Origin of the sequence: Afipia sp. GAS231, assembly GCF_900103365.1 — a bacterium.
In the GTDB taxonomy this organism is placed as follows: domain Bacteria; phylum Pseudomonadota; class Alphaproteobacteria; order Rhizobiales; family Xanthobacteraceae; genus Bradyrhizobium.
Window position 1 is genome coordinate 7,542,059 of record NZ_LT629703.1, and the last position, 17,617, is coordinate 7,559,675.

Genomic DNA, 17,617 nt, shown 5'->3' on the forward strand with positions numbered 1-17,617 from the left:
ATGAGCGCAGCCCAGAACCAGTACACAATCGGATTGCAGAAGACGCCGGCGAACTATGTGCCGCTGACGCCGCTGAGCTTCCTGGCCCGGAGTGCTGCGGTCTACCCGGATCACGTCAGCACCGTCTATGAAGGCCGCAGTTTTACCTGGGCGGAGACCTACGACCGCTGCCGGCGCTTTGCGTCCTGGCTCGCCGGCCGCGGCATCGGCCATGGCGATACGGTGGCGGCGATGCTGCCGAACATCCCGGCGATGAACGAACTGCATTTCGCAGTGCCGATGGCGGGCGCCGTGCTGAACGCGCTCAACATCCGGCTCGATGCTTCATCGATCGCGTTCCAGCTCGACCATGGCGGCGCAAAAATCATTCTGGTCGACCCGGAGTTTTCCGGCGTGATCGCGGAAGCGTTGACGTTGATGGCGGGGCCAAAACCCTTCGTTGTCGACGTCGACGATGCGGCGTTCGCGGGCGGCAAGCGCATTGGCGAACTCGAATATGAAGCGGTGGTAGCCCAAGGCGATCCCAGCTTCGTGGCACGGCCGCCCGGCGACGAGTGGGACGCGATCGCGCTGAGCTATACCTCGGGCACAACGGGCAATCCAAAGGGTGTCGTGACCCATCACCGCGGCGCTTACCTAAACGCCGTCAGCAATATCCTGGCCGCCAATCTCGGCCAGCATCCGGTCTATCTCTGGACGCTGCCGATGTTTCACTGCAACGGCTGGTGCTTTCCGTGGACGGTCGCGGCATCCGCCGGCATCAATGTCTGCCTGCGCAAGGTCGATCCGGCGAAGATCTTCGAGCTGATCCCGCAGCATGGCGTCACCCACATGGCCGGCGCGCCGATCGTCTACAACACCCTCATCAATGCGCCCGGTGCGCCGAAGGGCGCCAAGGCGCGTCCGGTGGTCGGCCTGATCGCAGGCGCGGCGCCGCCGGTGGCCGTGCTTGAAGGCGCCGAGAATATCGGCATCAAGCTGACGCATGTCTACGGGCTGACCGAGGTCTATGGCCCGGCGTCGGTCTGCGCCGAGCAGCCCGGCTGGGACGATCTGCCAGCCGACCAGCGCGCCCAGCTCAAGCGCCGGCAGGGCGTGCCCTACCCGCTGCAGGAAGGCGTCACCGTGATCGATCCCGAAACCATGCGGCAAGTGCCGCGCGACGGCGAGACCATCGGCGAGGTGATGTTCCGCGGCAATATCGTGATGAAAGGCTATCTGAAGAACGAGAAGGCCACCGAGGAAGCCTTTGCCGGTGGCTGGTTTCACACCGGCGATCTCGGCGTGCTCGACACGCACGGCTATGTCATCATCAAGGACCGCTCCAAGGACATCATCATATCAGGCGGCGAGAATATCTCATCCGTCGAGGTCGAGGATGTCCTCTACAAGCATCCCTCGGTGCTGTTCGCCGCGGTCGTCGCCAAGCCGGATTCCAAATGGGGCGAAGTGCCCTGCGCCTTCGTCGAACTGAAGGACGGTGCCAAGGCGACCGAGGCCGAGATCATCGCCTTCTGCCGCAGCCACATGTCCGGCTTCAAGACGCCGAAGGCGGTGGTGTTCGGTGTCATTCCGAAGACGTCGACCGGCAAGATCCAGAAGTTCCTGCTGCGCAATCAAGTGGGCTCGGCCAAGGCGATTTCGGCGTAGCTGTCGTCCCGGCCAAGCGAAGCGCGAGCCGGGACCCATAACCACAGGCGTTTGTGGTTTCGACAGGTCGTCGAACAGCTTTTTTAAGCCGAGACATCACGCGGTATGGGTCCCGGCGTTCGCCGGGACGACGGATTTAAGGGCTACGTTCCACCGGCGGATAATACTGCGGCGCTTCGGCTCGCTCGTACATGCCGTAGTCGCGCATGACCTCGACGATGCGGAAATATTCCGTCGTCGGGTCCTTCAGTAGACGGCGGCCCAACTCGACACCGGCCTGTTGATCCGGCACATCGATCAAATGCGCGAAAGTGCCGTCGTGGTAGACGCTGTTGAAGGAATCACGGCGCCACTCGGTCTGCACCGGAAGTTCGGCGCGCTTCGATTCCGCGACCAGCACAAAGGTCGGATGGCGCCGCGCCGGATCGTTGTACGGCGTGCGCCGCTCCGGCTGCCAGACCGGCTGCCCCGGCCTTTCCTCGTGGATCACCTGGGCGATGCGAATTCGATAGTCCGAAAACACCTTTTCGCGGCCGATGGTCTGGACCTCGTGATGGTAGCCGTGAACCCGCCATGCCGTCATCGCGCCTTCGTCCTGCCAGATCTGATAGGACAGCAGCAGGTTTTCACGGCTCAGGCTGCTGAACCGGTCGATAAAGAGGCAGCCGCCCATCGCATCGAGCGCAGGCCGCAGCGATGCGGCGAGGTCGAGATATTGATCCCGGTGGCCCGGCCGGGTCTGAACTTCAAAGAACAGAGCGATCATCGAACCACTCCTTTTGCCGGCAACAGGCGTCACAGCGTCGAACCAGGCTCAACCTGCACGATCCAGCGTCAACCGCATGCCGTCATAGGCCGGGATCACGCCGGCCGGCAGCGCCTTCCGCAGCACTTCGTAATCGAGGTCGGAATGCATGTTGGTGATGACGGCGCGGCGCGGCTTGAAGCGCTCGATCCATGAGAGCGCGTCGCTGACGCTGAAATGGCTGGGATGGCCAGCGTAGCGCAGGCCGTCGACGATCCAGAGATCGAGGTTTTCCAGCGCCGGAAAGCTCTCCTCGGGAATGTCGTGCAGGTCGGGCGTATAAGCTGCGCCGCCGACCCGAAAACCGAGCGCGGGAATCTTGCCATGATGAACCAGGAAGGCCTCCAGCTTCACTGGACCGCCCTTCCCTTCGGTGGTGTGGCTCTCGCCGGCCTCGATCGAATGGCGCGTCAGGATCGGCGGGTAGTCGCTGCCCTCGGGCGAGATGAAGCAGTACGAGAACCGCGCCATGATGTCCTTGGCGGTCGACTGGTTGAAATAAACCGGAATGCGCCGCCGCTGGTGCATCACGACCGAACGCAAATCGTCGATCCCGTGGGTCTGGTCGGCATGTTCGTGAGTCAGGTACACCGCGTCGATATGGTCGACCTCGGCGTCGATCAACTGCTCGCGCAGGTCCGGCGAGGTGTCGATCACGATCCGCGTAGTGCCGTGCCCGCCGGTGCGCTCCACGAGCAACGAGCAGCGACGGCGGCGGTTCTTCGGGTTGTTGGGATCGCAGGCGCCCCAGCCCAGCGCCGGGCGCGGCACACCGGCCGAGGAACCGCAGCCGAGAATTGTCAGCGTCAGCGTCATGCGACCGCCTTCGGCGCTGGTACCTTGGAGAACAGGCGGAAGAAGTTTTCGGTGGTCTGCCGTGAAATTTCCTCCAGCGACACCCCGCGCGTTTCCGCCAGCACTTTTGCGACCTCGACGACGTAGGACGGTTCGTTGCGCTTGCCGCGAAACTTGCCCGGCGCGAGATATGGCGAGTCGGTCTCGACCATGATGCGGTCCGCCGGCAGTTCGGCCGCGAGTTCGCGCAACGCCTCGGACTTCTTGAACGTCAGAATGCCGGTGAACGAGATCGAAAGGCCCAGCGAAATCGCCTTCATCGCCAGCTCGCGGCCGCCGGTGTAGCAATGCAGCACGGCCTTGAACGGTCCCGCGGCGATTTCCTCTTCGAGGATGCGGCCGCACTCCTCGTCGGCCTCGCGGGTGTGAATGACCAGCGGCAGGCCGGTGGCGCGGGCCGCCGCAATATGCGCGCGAAAACCGCGCTCCTGCGCGCCGCTGGAGCCGTGCTCGTAGAAATTATCCAGCCCCGCTTCGCCGAGCGCCACGACCTTCGGATGCTTCGCCAGTTCGATCAGCTCACTGGGTGGAATGCCGTCTTCCTCGTCGGCGTTATGCGGGTGGGTGCCGACCGAGCAATAGACATTGGGAAACCGCTCGGCGATGGCCAGCAGCCCGCCGAGCCGCCTCACCCGGGTCGAGATGGTGACGATACGGCCGATGCCGGCGGTCTCGGCGCGCGCCACGATGGCGTCGAGGTCCTCGGCAAAATCCGGAAAGTCGAGATGGCAGTGGCTGTCGACGAGCATGGAATGCGACCGCTCAATCTGCCTTGATATCGACTTTGGGCTCGACATAGCGCGGGAACACGCCGACCGGCGCCGGCAACGCCGTGCCGGCCACGATCCGCGTGCCCAGCGCCTTGAAGTCGCGCGCATCCGCAGGCACGCCGAGGCTGTCGAGCAGTTTTGCCGACGCATCCGGCATTACCGGCTGGGCCAGGATTGCGATCTGACGCACCACTTCGGCGGTGACGTACAGCACCGTCTTTTGCCGCGCCGGATCGGTCTTGGCGAGCGCCCACGGCTGCTCGCCGGCGAAATAGCGGTCGCCTTCGGCGACCACCGCCCAGACGGTATTAATCCACTGATGGATCTGCTGGGTCGCCATCGCGGTCCGCGATGGCTCCAGCATACCGTCCGCCATCGCCAGCATCGCCTTGTCGCTGTCGGTGAAGTCGCCGGGTTCCGGCATTACGCCGCCGAGTTGCTTGGCGATCATTGACAGCGAGCGCTGCGCCAGGTTGCCGAGACCGTTAGCGAGATCGGCGTTGATGCGCGCGACGATGGCTTCATGGTTGTAGTTGCCGTCCTGCCCGAACGACACCTCGCGCAGGAAGAAATAGCGCATCTGGTCGACGCCATACTGGTCGGCCAGGTTGAAGGGGTCGACGACATTGCCGACCGACTTCGACATCTTCTCGCCCCTGCTGAACAGGAAGCCGTGCGCGTAAACCCGCTTCTGCACGGGAATGCCGGCCGACATCAGGAACGCCGGCCAGTACACAGCATGGAAACGGATGATGTCCTTGCCGATGATGTGGACGTCGGCCGGCCAGTAGCGCCAGTTCGGATCGCTCTCGTCGGGAAAGCCAACGCCGGTGATGTAATTGGTCAGCGCGTCGAGCCAGACATACATCACATGCTCGGGGTCGTTCGGTACCTTGATGCCCCAGTCGAAGGTCGTGCGCGAGATCGACAGGTCCTTCAGCCCGCCTTTGACGAAACTGATGACCTCGTTGCGGCGCGAATCCGGCCCGATGAAATCGGGCTGGTTCTCATACAGCGCCAGCAGCCGGTCCTGATAGGCCGAGAGCTTGAAGAAGTAGCTCTTCTCCTCGACCCACTCGACCGGCGAGCCCTGCGGCCCGCGGCGCACATTGTCCTCGCCGACGACGGTTTCGTCTTCGGCGTAATAGGCTTCGTCGCGCACCGAGTACCAGCCGGAATAGACGTCGATGTAGATGTCGCCATTCTGCTGGATCCGGTTCCAGACCACCTGCACCGAATGATGATGCGCCGGCTCGGTGGTGCGGATGAAGCGGTCGAACGACACGTTCAGACGCAGGTCCATATCGCGGAAGCGGGCGGCGTTGCGGGCAGCGAGTTCGGCCGCGGTCATGCCTTCGGCGGTCGCGGTCTGGATCATCTTCTGGCCGTGCTCGTCGGTGCCGGTCAGGAAGAAGACGTCCTTGCCGTCGAGCCGCTGAAACCGCGCCAGCGCGTCGGTTGCGATCGCTTCATAGGCGTGGCCGATATGCGGCTGCCCGTTCGGATAGGCGATGGCTGTCGTGATGAAGTAGGTGTTGCGTTCGGCCGTCGGCGCGGGCACCGGCTTGGGCGCAGGCTTCACGATTTTCGGCGCAATGACTCGCGGCGCAACCGTCTTTGGAGCCTTTTCGGCGGATGAAGTCCGGTCGACCGCGCTGGCCTTCTTCGGCGCGGCAACGGCTTTTCTGGCCACCGTCCTCTTGGCTACCGTTTTCCTCGCAGCTTTCTTCGCTGTTTTCTTGGCTGTTTTCTTGGCCGTTTTTCTGGCCGTCTTCTTCGCGGCTTTTTTGGAAGCCTTCTTGGCAACCCGCTTCGCGGTCTTGCCGGCCTTTTTCACGCTGCGCTTGCTCTTCGCCGTGCGCTTTTTCGCCGTCGCCTTCTTGCTGGCGCTTGCGGGCGCAGCCTTGCGGGCCTTCTTCGCCTTGTGTTTTTTGGAAGCCTTCTTCTTAGACGTCGCCACGGCGAATTCCCTCAAATGTCATTCAAACAAGTTGGTCTGGATGGATGTCAGGCGGTGCTACCGCGTCGCTTCCGCGAGCATTCCGAAAACCGAAAAAACCAGTGGTTTTCGTTCCAGATTGTACGATTCAGTGTCGCGCGCGGCGCGGACGATCTTTTCCCATACCTCCGCCAGCCGTGCAAGGCGCGGCAGATTCGCGTTGGCGTCGCCGGCGCGCAGCTTTTCGCCGATCCAGCGGTCGATGCCGTCGATGAAGGCCGCGAGCGCCACGCGGTCGCTGGTGCCGAGCGCGTCGCCCAGCGCGTGCAGCTCGCGCGGATCGACCTTGGGCAGGGTCGCCAGCAGGGCCGCAGTGCGTTGCTGCAGTTTCAGCGCATCGCCGCCGAGTAGTGTCAGCGCACGCGATATGCTGCCTTCCGATGCCTCTGCGGCCTCGGTGAGGGCCGGGTCGTTGGCGTCCTTGTCGGTAGCTAGCGCCGCCGCGCGGACCACGTCGGCGGTCGAAAGCGGTCGCAACGGCAATTTGCGGCAGCGGGACAGGATCGTCGGCAATGCCCGCGCCGGCGAATGGCTGACCAGCAGGAACAGCGAGCGCTGCGGCGGTTCCTCCAGAATCTTCAGCAACGCGTTGGCCGCGTTTGGATTGAGTTCGTCGACGGTGTCGACGATGCAGACCCGCCAGCCGTCCACTGCCGCCGTCGAGCCGAAAAATGAAATCGTCTCCCGCGTCTCGTCGACCGTGATCACGGTGCGCAGCACACCGCGGTCGTTGAGGCCGCGCTCGAGCACCAAGAGGCCGCCATGGGCCTCGGCCGTGATCTGGCGCGCGACGTGATCGGAGGGATCGACGGCGAGCGTCTCGGCGCGCTGCACGGACGGCGCCAGCGGATTGGCGTGGGCGAGCACGAACCGCGCCATCCGATAGGCCAGCGTCGCCTTGCCGATGCCCTGCGGGCCGCCGATCAGCCAGGCATGCGGGATTCTTCCGCTGCGGTAGGCATTGAGCAAGGCCGCTTCCGCCTCGCGATGGCCGAACAGCTCCGCGGTTTCGCGCGGATGCCGGACGGCGATTTCCTGTTCGGTCTTGCGGGCGCTCATGCGGTAGTCGCCGCGGCCGCGGGAAGCGTGAACAGATGGTCGCGCAGCGCCTTCCAGACCTCCGCTGCGACCGCGTCGGCATCGGCATTGGCGTCGATCAGCACGCAGCGCTGCGGATCCTCCGCGGCAATCTGCTTGTAGGCGTCCCGCAGGTCCTGGTGGAATTGGAGATCTTCCGCCTCGAAGCGATCCGGCGCGCCCTTGCCGCGCCGTGCCGCCGCGCGCTGCATGCCGACCTCGACCGGGATATCCAGAATGATGGTGAGGTCGGGCTTCAGGTCGCCGATCGTGACCCGCTGCATGGCGTTGAGGACGCTAGGTGAAACCTGTCCCAACCTGCCCTGATAGGCGCGGGTCGAATCGAAGAACCGGTCGCACAGCACCCAGGTGCCCTGACTGAGCGCGGGCTGGATCACCGTGCGGACATGGTCGTCGCGCGCCGCCGCAAACAGCAATGTCTCCGCATCGGGCCCGAGCAGCTTGCCCATGCCCGACAGCACCAGATGCCGGATGATCTCGGCCCCCGGCGATCCGCCGGGCTCGCGCGTGACGATGGCGCGCAGCTTCGCGGTCGCCAGACGTTGGGCGAGCTTCTTGATCTGCGTGGACTTTCCCGAGCCCTCGCCGCCCTCAAACGAAATGAACTTTCCGCGTCCGGAAGGCCGGTTCAGCGCTGCTTCGGCCATGGTCAAAGTTTCTCTGCGCTCGCGCGGAACATGCCGATCACGAGCTCGCTGGCCCCGTCGATCGCGCGGCGCATGGTGGAACCGGTGCCGATGGATTCGGCCGCATAGACCGGCGCTTCCATCGCGATGTTGGCGCCACGCCAGACCCTGACGACGCCCACCGGCTGGCCGGACTGCACCGGCGCGCGCACCGGGCCGTTATAGATGACGCGGGCGATCAATTTCTCGCTGCCGTTCTTCGGCACCATCAGCTTGATCGGCTCGGGGCTGGCGAGCTTGACCGAACGGCTGTCGCCGCCGAACACTTTTGCGTAGCCGACCGGCTGGTCGGCCGCGAACAGGGTACGAGTCTCGAAATTGCGAAAGCCCCATTCCAGCATCTTCTTGGCTTCGGTGGCGCGATCATCGGGATCTTCCAAGCCGTTGACCACGACGATCAGCCGCGTGTCGTTCTGCACGGCGGAGCCGACCATGCCGTAGCCGCCCTCCTTGGTATAGCCGGTCTTGAGGCCATCGGCGCCGGTGAGCGAGTTCAACAGCGGATTGCGGTTCTGCTGGCGAATTTTGTTCCAGGTGAACTCCTTCTCCCCGAACAATTTGTACATGTCGGGATAGGTCTGGATCACGAAGCGAGCCAACTTCGATAGTTCCCGCACCGTCATCTTGTTGGCGGGATCGGGCAGCCCGTTGGAATTGCCGAACGTCGATTTGGTCAGGCCGAGCTCGCGGGCGCGCTTGGTCATGAAGTCGGCGGCGAAGATGCGCTCGTTGCCGGCCATGCCTTCGGCCAGCGCGATGCAGGCATCGTTGCCGCTTTGAATCAGCGCGCCATGCAGGAGATCATCGACCGACACTTTGCTGTTGAGCACCGCAAACATGGTCGAGCCGCCCGCCGGCGCGCCGCCCTTGCGCCAGGCGTTCTCGCTGATCCGGTACTCGTCGGTCAGTTTGACGTCGCCCTTCTTGATGGCGTTGAACACCACCTCCGCCGTCATCAACTTCATCATGCTGGACGGCGCGCGCAGTTCGTCGGCATTTTTCTCGAACAGCACGCTGCCGCTGGAAGCCTCGATCAGGATCGCGGTCGGCGCGTCCCCGTCAAAACCGCCCTCGTCCTTCTTGGCGCCCTGCACGCTGTTGTTGGCGGCATAGACGATCCCGCCCCAGCCGATGGCAAGCGCCAGCGCTGACGCCACAAGGCTGCGCCACGGCAACGCGGCCGCGGCTCTCAATTGGCGGAAAACGGGGGTCTCGACGGCCATTTGCGATGTCCTGAATCCGGGCGTTCTAACAGGTGGAAGTATCGCAAACAACACAGCTTTTGGGATTTGCTGCCGTGTCGATCGGATTGCAGCGCCGGTCGAACGACCGTATCGTGCCGATACTGCAATTTCCCGACAAAATACGAAAAACAGGGCGGAAACGCGATGCCATCCACACGCACCATTTCCGCCAACGGGATCGAGCTGTTTTTGCGCGAGCAGGGCCAGGGTCCGCTGGTCGTGCTCTGCCATGGCTGGCCTGAACTGTCTTATTCGTGGCGGCACCAGATCAACGCCATCGCCGAGGCGGGCTTTCATGTCGTAGCCCCCGACATGCGCGGGTATGGCCGGAGCAGCGCGCCCGCCGACGTCGCAGCCTACAGCATCTTCGACACGGTCGGTGACATGGTCGCGCTGGTGACGGCGCTGGGCGAAACGCAGGCCGTGATCGTCGGCCACGACTGGGGCGCGCCGGTCGCCTGGCATGCGGCGCTGTTCCGCCCGGACATGTTCACCAAGGTGGCAGGCTTGAGCGTTCCCCCGCCCTTTCGCGGCCGCGCCCGGCCGCTCGACAGCCTCACCGCCAGTGGCGTCACCAATTTCTACTGGCAATATTTCCAGACCCCAGGGATCGCCGAGGCGGAATTCGAGCACGATGTCGCCACCTCGATGCGCAAGATCCTAGGCCGCGGCGTCTCCGACCCCGCGGCGCTCTTCGTCACCGAGGGCAAGGGCTTTCTCGGCAACATCCCGCCTGTCTTGACGCTGCCGGACTGGCTCAGCGAGGCCGACATCGCCCATTTCGCTGAGGCCTACCGGCACTCCGGCTTCCGCGGTGGGCTGAACTGGTACCGCAACCTCGACCGCAACTGGGACCTGACCGCGCCTTGGCAGGGCGCGCAGATCCATCAGCCGTCATTGTTCATCGCGGGATCCAGGGATTCGGTCATCACCGGCCTGATCGGCGCCAAGCGCGTCAACGAGCTGGACCGGGTGCTGCCGAATCTGCGGCAAAAGCTGATCATCGACGGCGCCGGCCACTGGGTGCAGCAGGAGCGCCCTGACGAGGTCAACGCGGCGGTGATCGAATTCTTGAGAAGTTAGTAGAGCCCGCGACCGCTGAGCACTTCGCTGGGGCCGCGCGGATCGACCGGCAGATAGGCCGAGCTTGGGGCCGCATAGTTCGCGTCGTTCTCGTAGGAAACAGCGCGGGGGTTTTCGAGCGCCCGGCCCCGGGAGCGGCTGGATGCCGACATTTCCGAGGTCGCGTTGATCGAGGCGTAATCGGCCGAACTGTTGCCGAGGCTATAGGGGCGCCCTTCCGGCATCGGAACCTCGCCACGAATCCGGCCCGCGGACGACGGGATTTCGGGAACGAACGGACGAGCCGAGGCTACCCGGACCATCGACGGCGACGGCGCGGGAACTCCGGTTCGTAACGTCGCCTCCAACTGGCGGTCGTCGGAGCCTTCGAGCGGCGCCCGGCCGACATATTCAACCCGAACCTTGGCGACGCCATTTCCTTTGAAATCAAGCAGTTCGGCGGCTTTGTTCGAGACGTCAATGAGACGGTTGCCATGGTACGGGCCGCGGTCGTTGACGCGAACGATCAGGGATTTGCCGTTCCGCAGGTTGGTCACCCGGGCGTAGCTCGGCATCGGCAGGGTCGGATGGGCCGCCGTCAGCGAACCCATGTCGAACACTTCGCCATTGGCGGTCAGCCGGCCGTGGAAATCATCGCCGTACCAGGAGGCCATGCCCTCGGCGCGGTAGCTGTTATCCTCTTCCGGGACGTAGACTTGGCCGCCGACGGTGTAGGGTTTGCCGACGCGATAGGTCCCGCCACCCTTCGGCACGGGGTCGCCGAGCGCCACCACCCGGGGGCTCGAAGAAACGCCGTATTTGGGATCGACCCGGCTGGCGAATTTTCCCGATGAGGCGCAGTTGGCGAGGACAAGGCACGCTGCCAAGGCCGCCGCGCCACGCGCCATCACCTTCGGATTTGACCGTCGAATCCCCATTCGCCCCAATTACCATTCCAGCGGTCGGACGCCTGCACCAAGGCGGCCACGACCATGAATCACGATGCGGCCCACCTCCGCATCAAGTGATGAAGATATCGCATCCGGAACGCGGCGGAAATGGGGTCAGCGCCTGCGTGGTGAACGATTGGTTGCCAAGCGAATCCGTTGAAATACGCGAGCAAAATGCGCACCTCTCGCATTTGCCTGTCCTGGTTTCAGACAACCTGTTGCAGCAAATCATCACTCCAGCGCGATTTGGATTCCGCCCCCTGAATCTTTTTGACTGTGCAACGGCGCGGTCGTTTGGTGGGTGCAGGGGCGCAAAAGGACTTTTGCGATGATTGAGACAGTGACTGCAGTGATGGGCCTGGTGAGCGCCGGGATTTTTCTTGCCCACGCGTTTGAAGGTTTTCGTTCCAGGGCCTGATTTTTGGGCCGCTTGAGGCCGGGTGGACGCGGAAACGCGCCACCCGCCCCCTTCGGAGATTTGGAAAGCTTTAATCAATTCGGACGAGCATCGTGAGCGTGAGGTGTACCATGCGCAACCACGACTATGTCTCCAACGGATTCCTCGCCTTGACCACGGCTAGCCTGCTGCTGCTGTGCTCCAGTTTGCTGGCCTTTGCGTTCGGCTAGAACCACGCCGCCGGGCCTGCCCGAATTGTGGCTTTCCCCGGCGGCACGCCCCTGCTAAGCCGCAGCATTCCAAGACGGAAGGGTGGCCGAGCGGTTTAAGGCACCGGTCTTGAAAACCGGCGTGCCTGCAAGGGTACCGTGGGTTCGAATCCCACCCCTTCCGCCAGTATACTGTTCTCCCTTGTTCGCCGTTGTTCGAAATCCACAGTAATGTCAGTGCTTTGAGCCGGAACGCTGTACTTGGATGTTCTACAGTGTTCTCCGTAGTCAAAGCGCCGACCGTGGTTTTTTCCCGTGAGTTTGGCGGACGGTTTTTGGAGAACACGTCATGGCTGGAAAACTCAGTCCGTTGGAAGTTTCGCGCCAGATCACGCCGGGAAAATATCCGGATGGTGACGGCCTTTACCTCGTCGTTGCGAGCGCGACGTCGCGCAATTGGTCGTACCGGTACTGGATCGGCGGCAAAGAGCGCTGGCATGGCTTGGGCTCGCTGCAGGACGTGTCGCTGAAGGATGCCCGCATCAAGCGCGACGCCGCCCGGCAAGAAGTGCGCGCCGGCGTGTTCATCATCGTTACCGCTGGCTTTGCCGCCCCGGTCGCGCTCGCCACACATCTCACCACAGTTATGGTTAGTCGAAGATCATACATGACGATTGCGTGGGGAAGTGCAATTGCGACAGCAGCTATTGCGGTTTGCATCTGGCTTGATGGCACCCCAAATAACCCTACCGCGCTTACGGAATTGTATCAGGGTCTTGCTGCCGCATTTGTAATCGTAACCTCAGTATTCTCAGGTCGGTTGATCGGTCTGGTGGAAGCTGAGCGGCGAGCAAAGGACGGGTTGCCGATTATACCGGGCTAAAGATGGCCCAACTCTGATTGTGACGAACGTACAACGCACCATCTCATTTTGGTTGGAAACGAACGATGGTCGACGCTTCGAGTCCGGATCACCATATTTTACTCTGTGCAAGCAGGTACGCGGCTGCCCTGGCGGAATTCCGAAACGCCGACGACAGCGATCGATCCGATCTTCAACAAAAAATGGAGGAGTTGCTTGAGGCTTCTAAATCAGAAGTGGAGGCGGAGTGAAGCCGGCGTGAGAGCAGCCTAGCATCTGACATTCAGGGTTATGTTCGGGAGAGAAAGCCGCTCAGCCGAACGATAAGCGGTTCCGAAGCCGAAGCAATCCGCCATTTTTATGCGATACCTCCCGCGCCCTCCTCAATACCCTTTTAGGAGCAGAGTTGATTTCGCTAGGTGACCTCTTCGAAGGGTGGGCGCAAGACGACAGGCTCGATCCACGGACAATGATCGAACTATTGGGTTGGTCCGATGGGATGCGCATCCTGGTTCAGGCAGTAGGAGGCGAATACTCCCCCCTCCCTCCTCAAGAAGATGCTCCCGTCCCATTGATGAAATTCCTGGCAAAGAAGGCCGCCGAGCGATCGGTTGGCCAACCGCGTCCAGATCGGCAGGAAACGCTCCGAATTGCAGAAGCGCGATTTCGTCCCTCATTTGATCCTAAAGCCCTGCTGCGCGTGGTAGCTAACTGCGACGGCACTACGTTGGAACTAATCGGTGCCAAGAGCATCTTTGAGCAACGGTTCGCTCGTAAGGCTATTGTTTCGTCCGATCGTGCATCGCGGTTTTGGACCGAACTGGACGCTATGTTGCTGGCGCCTTTCAAGATTGAACAGACTCTAGGCTTCGACGGAATCACAATCGACGTCCACTGTCGAACAGCGGCGAGCACCAAAACGTTTGAGGTATGGTCGCCGGGATCTGAGTCAGACGCAGGGCGACTTGTTAATTTAATTTGCAGTCTCGCCTGGGATGTCTTGTCTGACGATTCGGCGATCGAGTGCCTGAAAAACCTGCAGAGCCATTTGAGCAACTAGCTCCAAGGCTCTACCAAAAAGGTCATCGTCTACGCGCGCTCACTGGATGCCACGACGCAGCATCCGTGTATCGCAATGTTGTCATTAAGAAAGCACTGTGCAGAAGAGGGACTAGGAATTTTAGGAGGATCACCAATCCTCCAAACAACCGTTGAACAAATTGAATTTTTCAACTCAGGCCGACAAAACCCACGGGTTCAAGCTACGATCGAAGCGTTTCCGGGACCCGACCAAGGTTCAGGGCTCGCCTAGTGATCATAGACGATTAACTTCGGTGGCCTGCCGAATTGTTCGACTTAACATCCTGACTTCCTCCCTCTGACCTGTTCCAGAGCCGACGGGGCTGGGACAGACAGTGCGGCGAGACAGCTCGGGTAACCGGCCGCCCTCACCTCTCCTCGTCCGGATGCGCCACCTCGTGAGGCGATTGCGCGTGTCTCAAAGCAAAAGCCGCAGGCATTTTCGCGCTGCGGCTCGCCCGGGTTTTGAAAAATTTGAACGTTAAAACAATGTACCCAGCCCGGTGACCAGAGCTAAGGACTCGTTAGGTCCGCTGTAAATCGAAATGCGCGGTTCCGTTGCAAGAACAAAGGTTTAGTGGCTGCAGGGCCACAGGTGCCCGTCGCCACGTCGGCACTCCTTTTTAAAACCGCGCGGCAACAGCTTAGGTCTGTCACGCGCTACATCGTAAGAAACCCGCCGGCGTGAACCGGCAGGCTAACCGTTCAACGTGTGGCGGCGATCGTCAGGCGCGATCACCGCCTCCGATCCGCATGCACCCACTTGTAAGGCCCAAGCCCCCGGATCGCTCCGGGGGCTTTTTTTGTCCATCAGACGTTGGCGGTCTCATGCCGGGCCGCAGGTTGGGACGCCTGAGGCCTTTCCTCGATTGGGCTCGCAGGCAATTGCAGTACCGTAGCCCTTTGCCCCGCAGCGAGGTCAGTGACAAGAACGATTGCACCGTTTGAGAATTCCAGCGCGTCGTGATGTTGATATGGCTGCTTGAGGTTTATTTGGCGAAACCGCGCTAATCGAACGCCGATGTTCTTGCGAAACATCATGCCGTCAGTTTGAACGTCATTCTCGAATGCGATCTCGGTCCCAGGACGAAGGCAGACCGCGACTTTCGGATCGTCAGGGCTCGCAAAGCCGTGAGTCCCGGTAGAAAAGTTGGTCGAGACCAAGGTTTCCGCGACCTCAGCGGGACGTGTCGCGACCGCATGTAAGCTGTAATCGCACATGGATGCGCCTCCTATTAACCGTCACCCCAAATCACGAACCTTCGCAAGCCGATTTGGTTGCGAGGTGCGGTGATGGGGATCAGTAGATTCCCCATCCGTCCGGGAGTCGACCTAAGAAACATTAATTCGGCGAGCCCCAGAGGCCCTAACCGCCCGGGCCGCGCGTTGATAGGCCGTGCTCCAACGGGCCTGAACTGGGCATGAGTGAACAGAAAATCCCTCTCGGGGAAATGCGGGCGTCCGGCCCGGCTTCTCGTCTACTGCGGCGACTACCGGTGCGCCCATTCGCTCGTGATCGACGCCCGGCGATGGTCGGATGATGTCCGGCTATCGGATCTTGAGCCGAAGTTCACCTGTCAGATCTGCGGGCACCGCGGCGCCGACGTCCGGCCAATGTTTGAGCCGGCTTGCATGGGCACGGGCTGATCCCGGATAGCCTTGTCGGCGCCAGCGCGTGGCCGAATCCGCATGCCAAAAAAACGGCCTCAGCGTAAGGGGGCATGCCGAGGTCGTTCCGGGTCAGGCAGCGCCCCGGCGGTGGGCGCACCCGACTGTCCCAAGAGTTTCATTCGGACAATGGTTCCCAGCATTTCCAGCGGGGTGCTTGGCCGGTCTCGACCGTCAGCGGATCTTGGGATTGTGGCAGGATTGCTGGCTTGAACCTGGGTGCCGTGGGCGCATATTCGACGGATGTTAGAGCAGCGACCAACTTTCATGGCGCGCAAAAATCCCGGAACTGGCTGGGGTATCGATATTCTATGGCCCGACGGCGAAACGGAAGTAATCAAGGGATTTATTACAGAACATGACGCGGCTATCTGGATTGCCGAACACTCTAAGGGATGGCAGGGAAACGCGAATAGCGAACGTCCAAACACGAAGATTCTTGGGTGAGAGACTTCCTCGGACGACTTGCTAGGGCCGTTAGAAACAACGGCGGCAAAAGGCAAAGTTGGGCCGCCTCAGTTGGCGGCCTCTTATTTCGTCCATTTTTCGAGTGACGAAGGATTTCCATGAAGGCTTTTATTGCCGCATGCATGGCAATCGGCATTCTTTGGGCTTTAGACGTCGAGATGAACGGCGGTCGTTACAGCGACGTGGTCAAGAAGGCTGTCGTGAGCGTTTTGCCGAGCAGCGGACCTTTAAAGGACCGAGCGCGTTGAGACCATCGAGACCGGGGCGGCCATGAACGCGGAGCTTTGGCTATGAACGGTATTCTTCCTCTTCACATTCAAAGAAGTTTAGAGCAGCGGTGGGCCGCTAAGTTTGCCTCGCCGGTCGCATCGGCCGCGCCCAAAAGCGTTGGCTTGAAAGTTCAACGCCAAAAGCTCGCCGCGGCCGGGAAAAAGCAAAAGAAAAACCCGCTGATTTGAGTCAGCGGGCTTAGCCTGTGCTGTCGATTGGAACTCGCTGGGCGTGAACCGACGGGCTTCGATGCCGACTTTAACGATGTTAGCCGACCCGGAGATTTTCCGCCGATTCCTTGCCGCGGTTAGCAACAACCTCGTAGCTCACCTTGGCGCCCTCATTGAGGTTGCTGAGCCCAGCTTTCTCGACAGCCGAGATGTGGACGAATACGTCCTTGCCGCCGGTGTCGGGTTGAATAAATCCGAAGCCCTTCGTTGGATTGAACCACTTCACAGTACCTGTCGCCACGTCCGCTCTCCCTGTTGCCGCACGTCGGCAGCCTAGGGCGGCAGCGTAGTACCCCGCAAGGAAAAACCCGCCAGGCGTGAACCGGCGGGCTGTCTCACTTACGCGCTCAGGTCCGGCCGCGGCCGAACAAGCGTTAGCACCGGCACCTTGGCGGACTCCCGCGGGTACAGCTCTGACCTTAACGACCTGACCCGCTTTAGGATGTCGAAGGCGCTGAAGGAAAGCATCTCGGCGCCGATGTCCTGATCCAGTTCACGCAATCGAAATTCGCCGCTCAGGCAATCCGGGTCGCCGCCGGGCTCAACTGGCATCCGCTCCACATCGTCGCCTCGAATGCCGGGTCGATCGGAACGACGTTCATCCCGGCGGGCGCCGAGGCATCGAAAGGCGTGATCATCGCGACGTGGGAACGCAACCCGGCGGATCCGACGCAAGCCGATCATCCGGCCGTGAAGGACTTCAAGGTCTTTGCGGCGCGCTATATGCCAAGTCTCGATTTAAACAATGGCGCAGCGTTTCCCGACTACAACAACGCCTGGATGATCGAGCAGGTGCTCAAACGGTGCGGCGATGACCTGGCCCAGGAAAATCTGCTGAAGCAGGCGACAACCCTGAAGGACATGACGCCGCCGATGTTCATCGGCGGGATTGGTGTCTATAATTCGCCGACCGACTACCGGGCCGTCCATCACCTGCAGCTCACGCGCTTTGACGGCACGACGCTGGTGCCGATCGGCAAGCCTGCCTTACTGGATGATATTATTTAGATAAGAGCCAAATGCCTGCTGTGCGGCAGAAGCGGCCGGTCGTACGAGAGCATGATAGTGGCGCTCGAAGTAATCCAGGCGGGCCCAGCGGAACTTCCCTCCTCCACACCCGACAACCAATGCTTTTGAAAGCGTTTGGCTTTTGCCGCTTTCAACGTCACGGCGGTAGCTTAACTACGGCCGAAAGCCACGGCGGAAGGGTTTTCGCGTGCATCAGCGTGCGCGAGGTGAAGCAAAAAATGGCGATCTTGGGCTCTGCATGGATCGGGTCGTCGGCCGTAGTCCAGATTTGGCATGTTACCTTCT

18 protein-coding genes and 1 tRNA gene are annotated in these 17,617 nt (G+C 61.6%); 9 read left to right on the forward strand and 10 right to left on the reverse strand.

What is annotated here, in order from left to right:
• Positions 1 to 1,650 (forward strand): acyl-CoA synthetase, encoded by a 1,650-nt coding sequence (locus BLS26_RS35230; protein ID WP_092517366.1) that lies wholly within the window; start codon positions 1 to 3, stop codon positions 1,648 to 1,650.
• A 136-nt stretch (positions 1,651 to 1,786) separates the two neighbouring features.
• On the opposite strand, the gene BLS26_RS35235 is transcribed toward BLS26_RS35230, so the two are convergent.
• Genes BLS26_RS35235 through BLS26_RS35265 form a run of 7 tightly spaced genes read right to left on the reverse strand, consistent with a single transcriptional unit; the run spans position 1,787 to position 9,086 of the window.
• On the reverse strand, positions 1,787 to 2,416 hold the full coding sequence (locus BLS26_RS35235) for an antibiotic biosynthesis monooxygenase (protein ID WP_092517369.1): 630 nt from the start codon (positions 2,414 to 2,416) through the stop codon (positions 1,787 to 1,789).
• A gap of 48 nt (positions 2,417 to 2,464) precedes the next feature.
• On the reverse strand, positions 2,465 to 3,271 hold the full coding sequence (locus tag BLS26_RS35240; protein ID WP_092517371.1) for an MBL fold metallo-hydrolase: 807 nt from the start codon (positions 3,269 to 3,271) through the stop codon (positions 2,465 to 2,467).
• Positions 3,268 to 4,059 carry a TatD family hydrolase gene (locus BLS26_RS35245; RefSeq protein ID WP_092517373.1) on the reverse strand — a complete coding sequence of 264 codons (792 nt, stop codon included), beginning with the start codon at positions 4,057 to 4,059 and terminating at the stop codon, positions 3,268 to 3,270. The genes BLS26_RS35240 and BLS26_RS35245 overlap by 4 nt, the downstream gene beginning before the upstream one ends.
• 13 nt (positions 4,060 to 4,072) lie before the next feature.
• On the reverse strand, positions 4,073 to 6,040 hold the full coding sequence (gene metG, locus BLS26_RS35250; RefSeq protein ID WP_092517375.1) for a methionine--tRNA ligase: 1,968 nt from the start codon (positions 6,038 to 6,040) through the stop codon (positions 4,073 to 4,075).
• A 57-nt stretch (positions 6,041 to 6,097) separates the two neighbouring features.
• The gene (locus BLS26_RS35255) at positions 6,098 to 7,138 is read right to left on the reverse strand and encodes a DNA polymerase III subunit delta' (protein WP_092517377.1); all 1,041 of its coding nucleotides are present in this window, start codon (positions 7,136 to 7,138) and stop codon (positions 6,098 to 6,100) included.
• Entirely contained in the window at positions 7,135 to 7,824 is a 690-nt protein-coding gene (gene tmk, locus BLS26_RS35260; protein ID WP_092517379.1) for a dTMP kinase, read from the reverse strand. The genes BLS26_RS35255 and tmk overlap by 4 nt, the downstream gene beginning before the upstream one ends.
• Before the next feature lie 2 nt (positions 7,825 to 7,826).
• Positions 7,827 to 9,086: a D-alanyl-D-alanine carboxypeptidase family protein gene (locus BLS26_RS35265; RefSeq protein WP_092517381.1), complete on the reverse strand. Its 1,260-nt coding sequence runs from the start codon at positions 9,084 to 9,086 to the stop codon at positions 7,827 to 7,829.
• 165 nt (positions 9,087 to 9,251) lie between these two features.
• Between BLS26_RS35265 and BLS26_RS35270 the strand changes: the two genes are divergently transcribed.
• The gene (locus BLS26_RS35270; protein WP_092517383.1) at positions 9,252 to 10,190 is read left to right on the forward strand and encodes an alpha/beta fold hydrolase; all 939 of its coding nucleotides are present in this window, start codon (positions 9,252 to 9,254) and stop codon (positions 10,188 to 10,190) included.
• Here BLS26_RS35270 and BLS26_RS35275 read toward each other — a convergent pair.
• Positions 10,187 to 11,107, reverse strand: coding sequence for a septal ring lytic transglycosylase RlpA family protein (locus BLS26_RS35275; RefSeq protein ID WP_092517385.1), 921 nt, complete (start codon positions 11,105 to 11,107; stop codon positions 10,187 to 10,189). The two genes, BLS26_RS35270 and BLS26_RS35275, sit on opposite strands and share 4 nt — an antisense overlap.
• A gap of 715 nt (positions 11,108 to 11,822) precedes the next feature.
• On the opposite strand from BLS26_RS35275, the gene BLS26_RS35280 reads away from it, so the two are divergent.
• From BLS26_RS35280 to BLS26_RS35290, 4 genes are all read left to right on the forward strand, one after another.
• Positions 11,823 to 11,912 (forward strand) — tRNA-Ser (locus BLS26_RS35280).
• Between the two features lie 162 nt (positions 11,913 to 12,074).
• Entirely contained in the window at positions 12,075 to 12,608 is a 534-nt protein-coding gene (locus BLS26_RS35285; protein ID WP_092517387.1) for an Arm DNA-binding domain-containing protein, read from the forward strand.
• A gap of 65 nt (positions 12,609 to 12,673) precedes the next feature.
• Positions 12,674 to 12,838 (forward strand): hypothetical protein, encoded by a 165-nt coding sequence (locus tag BLS26_RS36180; RefSeq protein ID WP_157676686.1) that lies wholly within the window; start codon positions 12,674 to 12,676, stop codon positions 12,836 to 12,838.
• A gap of 218 nt (positions 12,839 to 13,056) precedes the next feature.
• On the forward strand, positions 13,057 to 13,647 hold the full coding sequence (locus tag BLS26_RS35290) for a hypothetical protein (protein WP_157676687.1): 591 nt from the start codon (positions 13,057 to 13,059) through the stop codon (positions 13,645 to 13,647).
• Positions 13,648 to 14,477: 830 nt separating this feature from the next.
• On the opposite strand, the gene BLS26_RS35295 is transcribed toward BLS26_RS35290, so the two are convergent.
• Positions 14,478 to 14,888 (reverse strand): hypothetical protein, encoded by a 411-nt coding sequence (locus BLS26_RS35295; protein ID WP_074817049.1) that lies wholly within the window; start codon positions 14,886 to 14,888, stop codon positions 14,478 to 14,480.
• A gap of 1,013 nt (positions 14,889 to 15,901) precedes the next feature.
• Between BLS26_RS35295 and BLS26_RS36185 the strand changes: the two genes are divergently transcribed.
• Positions 15,902 to 16,051, forward strand: a complete 150-nt coding sequence (locus BLS26_RS36185) for a hypothetical protein (protein ID WP_157676688.1) — start codon at positions 15,902 to 15,904, stop codon at positions 16,049 to 16,051.
• A 42-nt stretch (positions 16,052 to 16,093) separates the two neighbouring features.
• Positions 16,094 to 16,261, forward strand: coding sequence for a hypothetical protein (locus BLS26_RS36190; protein WP_157676689.1), 168 nt, complete (start codon positions 16,094 to 16,096; stop codon positions 16,259 to 16,261).
• Between the two features lie 79 nt (positions 16,262 to 16,340).
• Here the strand turns inward: BLS26_RS36190 and BLS26_RS35305 are convergent, their stop codons facing one another.
• Positions 16,341 to 16,544 carry a cold-shock protein gene (locus tag BLS26_RS35305; RefSeq protein WP_092517391.1) on the reverse strand — a complete coding sequence of 68 codons (204 nt, stop codon included), beginning with the start codon at positions 16,542 to 16,544 and terminating at the stop codon, positions 16,341 to 16,343.
• Between the two features lie 281 nt (positions 16,545 to 16,825).
• On the opposite strand from BLS26_RS35305, the gene BLS26_RS35310 reads away from it, so the two are divergent.
• Positions 16,826 to 17,311, forward strand: coding sequence for an ABC transporter substrate-binding protein (locus tag BLS26_RS35310; protein ID WP_244542057.1), 486 nt, complete (start codon positions 16,826 to 16,828; stop codon positions 17,309 to 17,311).
• The last annotated feature ends 306 nt before the right edge of the window (positions 17,312 to 17,617 follow it).

Excerpts from the sequence above, each read along its gene's own strand:
- BLS26_RS35275 (WP_092517385.1), bottom strand. The coding sequence starts at position 11,107 with ATGGGGATTCGACGGTCAAATCCGAAGGTGATGGCGCGTGGCGCGGCG.
- BLS26_RS35235 (WP_092517369.1), bottom strand. The coding sequence starts at position 2,416 with ATGATCGCTCTGTTCTTTGAAGTTCAGACCCGGCCGGGCCACCGGGAT.
- BLS26_RS35290 (WP_157676687.1), top strand. The coding sequence starts at position 13,057 with ATGATCGAACTATTGGGTTGGTCCGATGGGATGCGCATCCTGGTTCAG.
- BLS26_RS35240 (WP_092517371.1), bottom strand. The coding sequence starts at position 3,271 with ATGACGCTGACGCTGACAATTCTCGGCTGCGGTTCCTCGGCCGGTGTG.
- BLS26_RS36190 (WP_157676689.1), top strand. The coding sequence starts at position 16,094 with ATGAACGGTATTCTTCCTCTTCACATTCAAAGAAGTTTAGAGCAGCGG.
- BLS26_RS35255 (WP_092517377.1), bottom strand. The coding sequence starts at position 7,138 with ATGAGCGCCCGCAAGACCGAACAGGAAATCGCCGTCCGGCATCCGCGC.
- BLS26_RS36180 (WP_157676686.1), top strand. The coding sequence starts at position 12,674 with ATGGTCGACGCTTCGAGTCCGGATCACCATATTTTACTCTGTGCAAGC.
- BLS26_RS35230 (WP_092517366.1), top strand. The coding sequence starts at position 1 with ATGAGCGCAGCCCAGAACCAGTACACAATCGGATTGCAGAAGACGCCG.
- BLS26_RS35285 (WP_092517387.1), top strand. The coding sequence starts at position 12,075 with ATGGCTGGAAAACTCAGTCCGTTGGAAGTTTCGCGCCAGATCACGCCG.
- BLS26_RS35295 (WP_074817049.1), bottom strand. The coding sequence starts at position 14,888 with ATGTGCGATTACAGCTTACATGCGGTCGCGACACGTCCCGCTGAGGTC.
- BLS26_RS35245 (WP_092517373.1), bottom strand. The coding sequence starts at position 4,059 with ATGCTCGTCGACAGCCACTGCCATCTCGACTTTCCGGATTTTGCCGAG.
- BLS26_RS36185 (WP_157676688.1), top strand. The coding sequence starts at position 15,902 with ATGAAGGCTTTTATTGCCGCATGCATGGCAATCGGCATTCTTTGGGCT.
- tmk (WP_092517379.1), bottom strand. The coding sequence starts at position 7,824 with ATGGCCGAAGCAGCGCTGAACCGGCCTTCCGGACGCGGAAAGTTCATT.
- BLS26_RS35270 (WP_092517383.1), top strand. The coding sequence starts at position 9,252 with ATGCCATCCACACGCACCATTTCCGCCAACGGGATCGAGCTGTTTTTG.
- BLS26_RS35265 (WP_092517381.1), bottom strand. The coding sequence starts at position 9,086 with ATGGCCGTCGAGACCCCCGTTTTCCGCCAATTGAGAGCCGCGGCCGCG.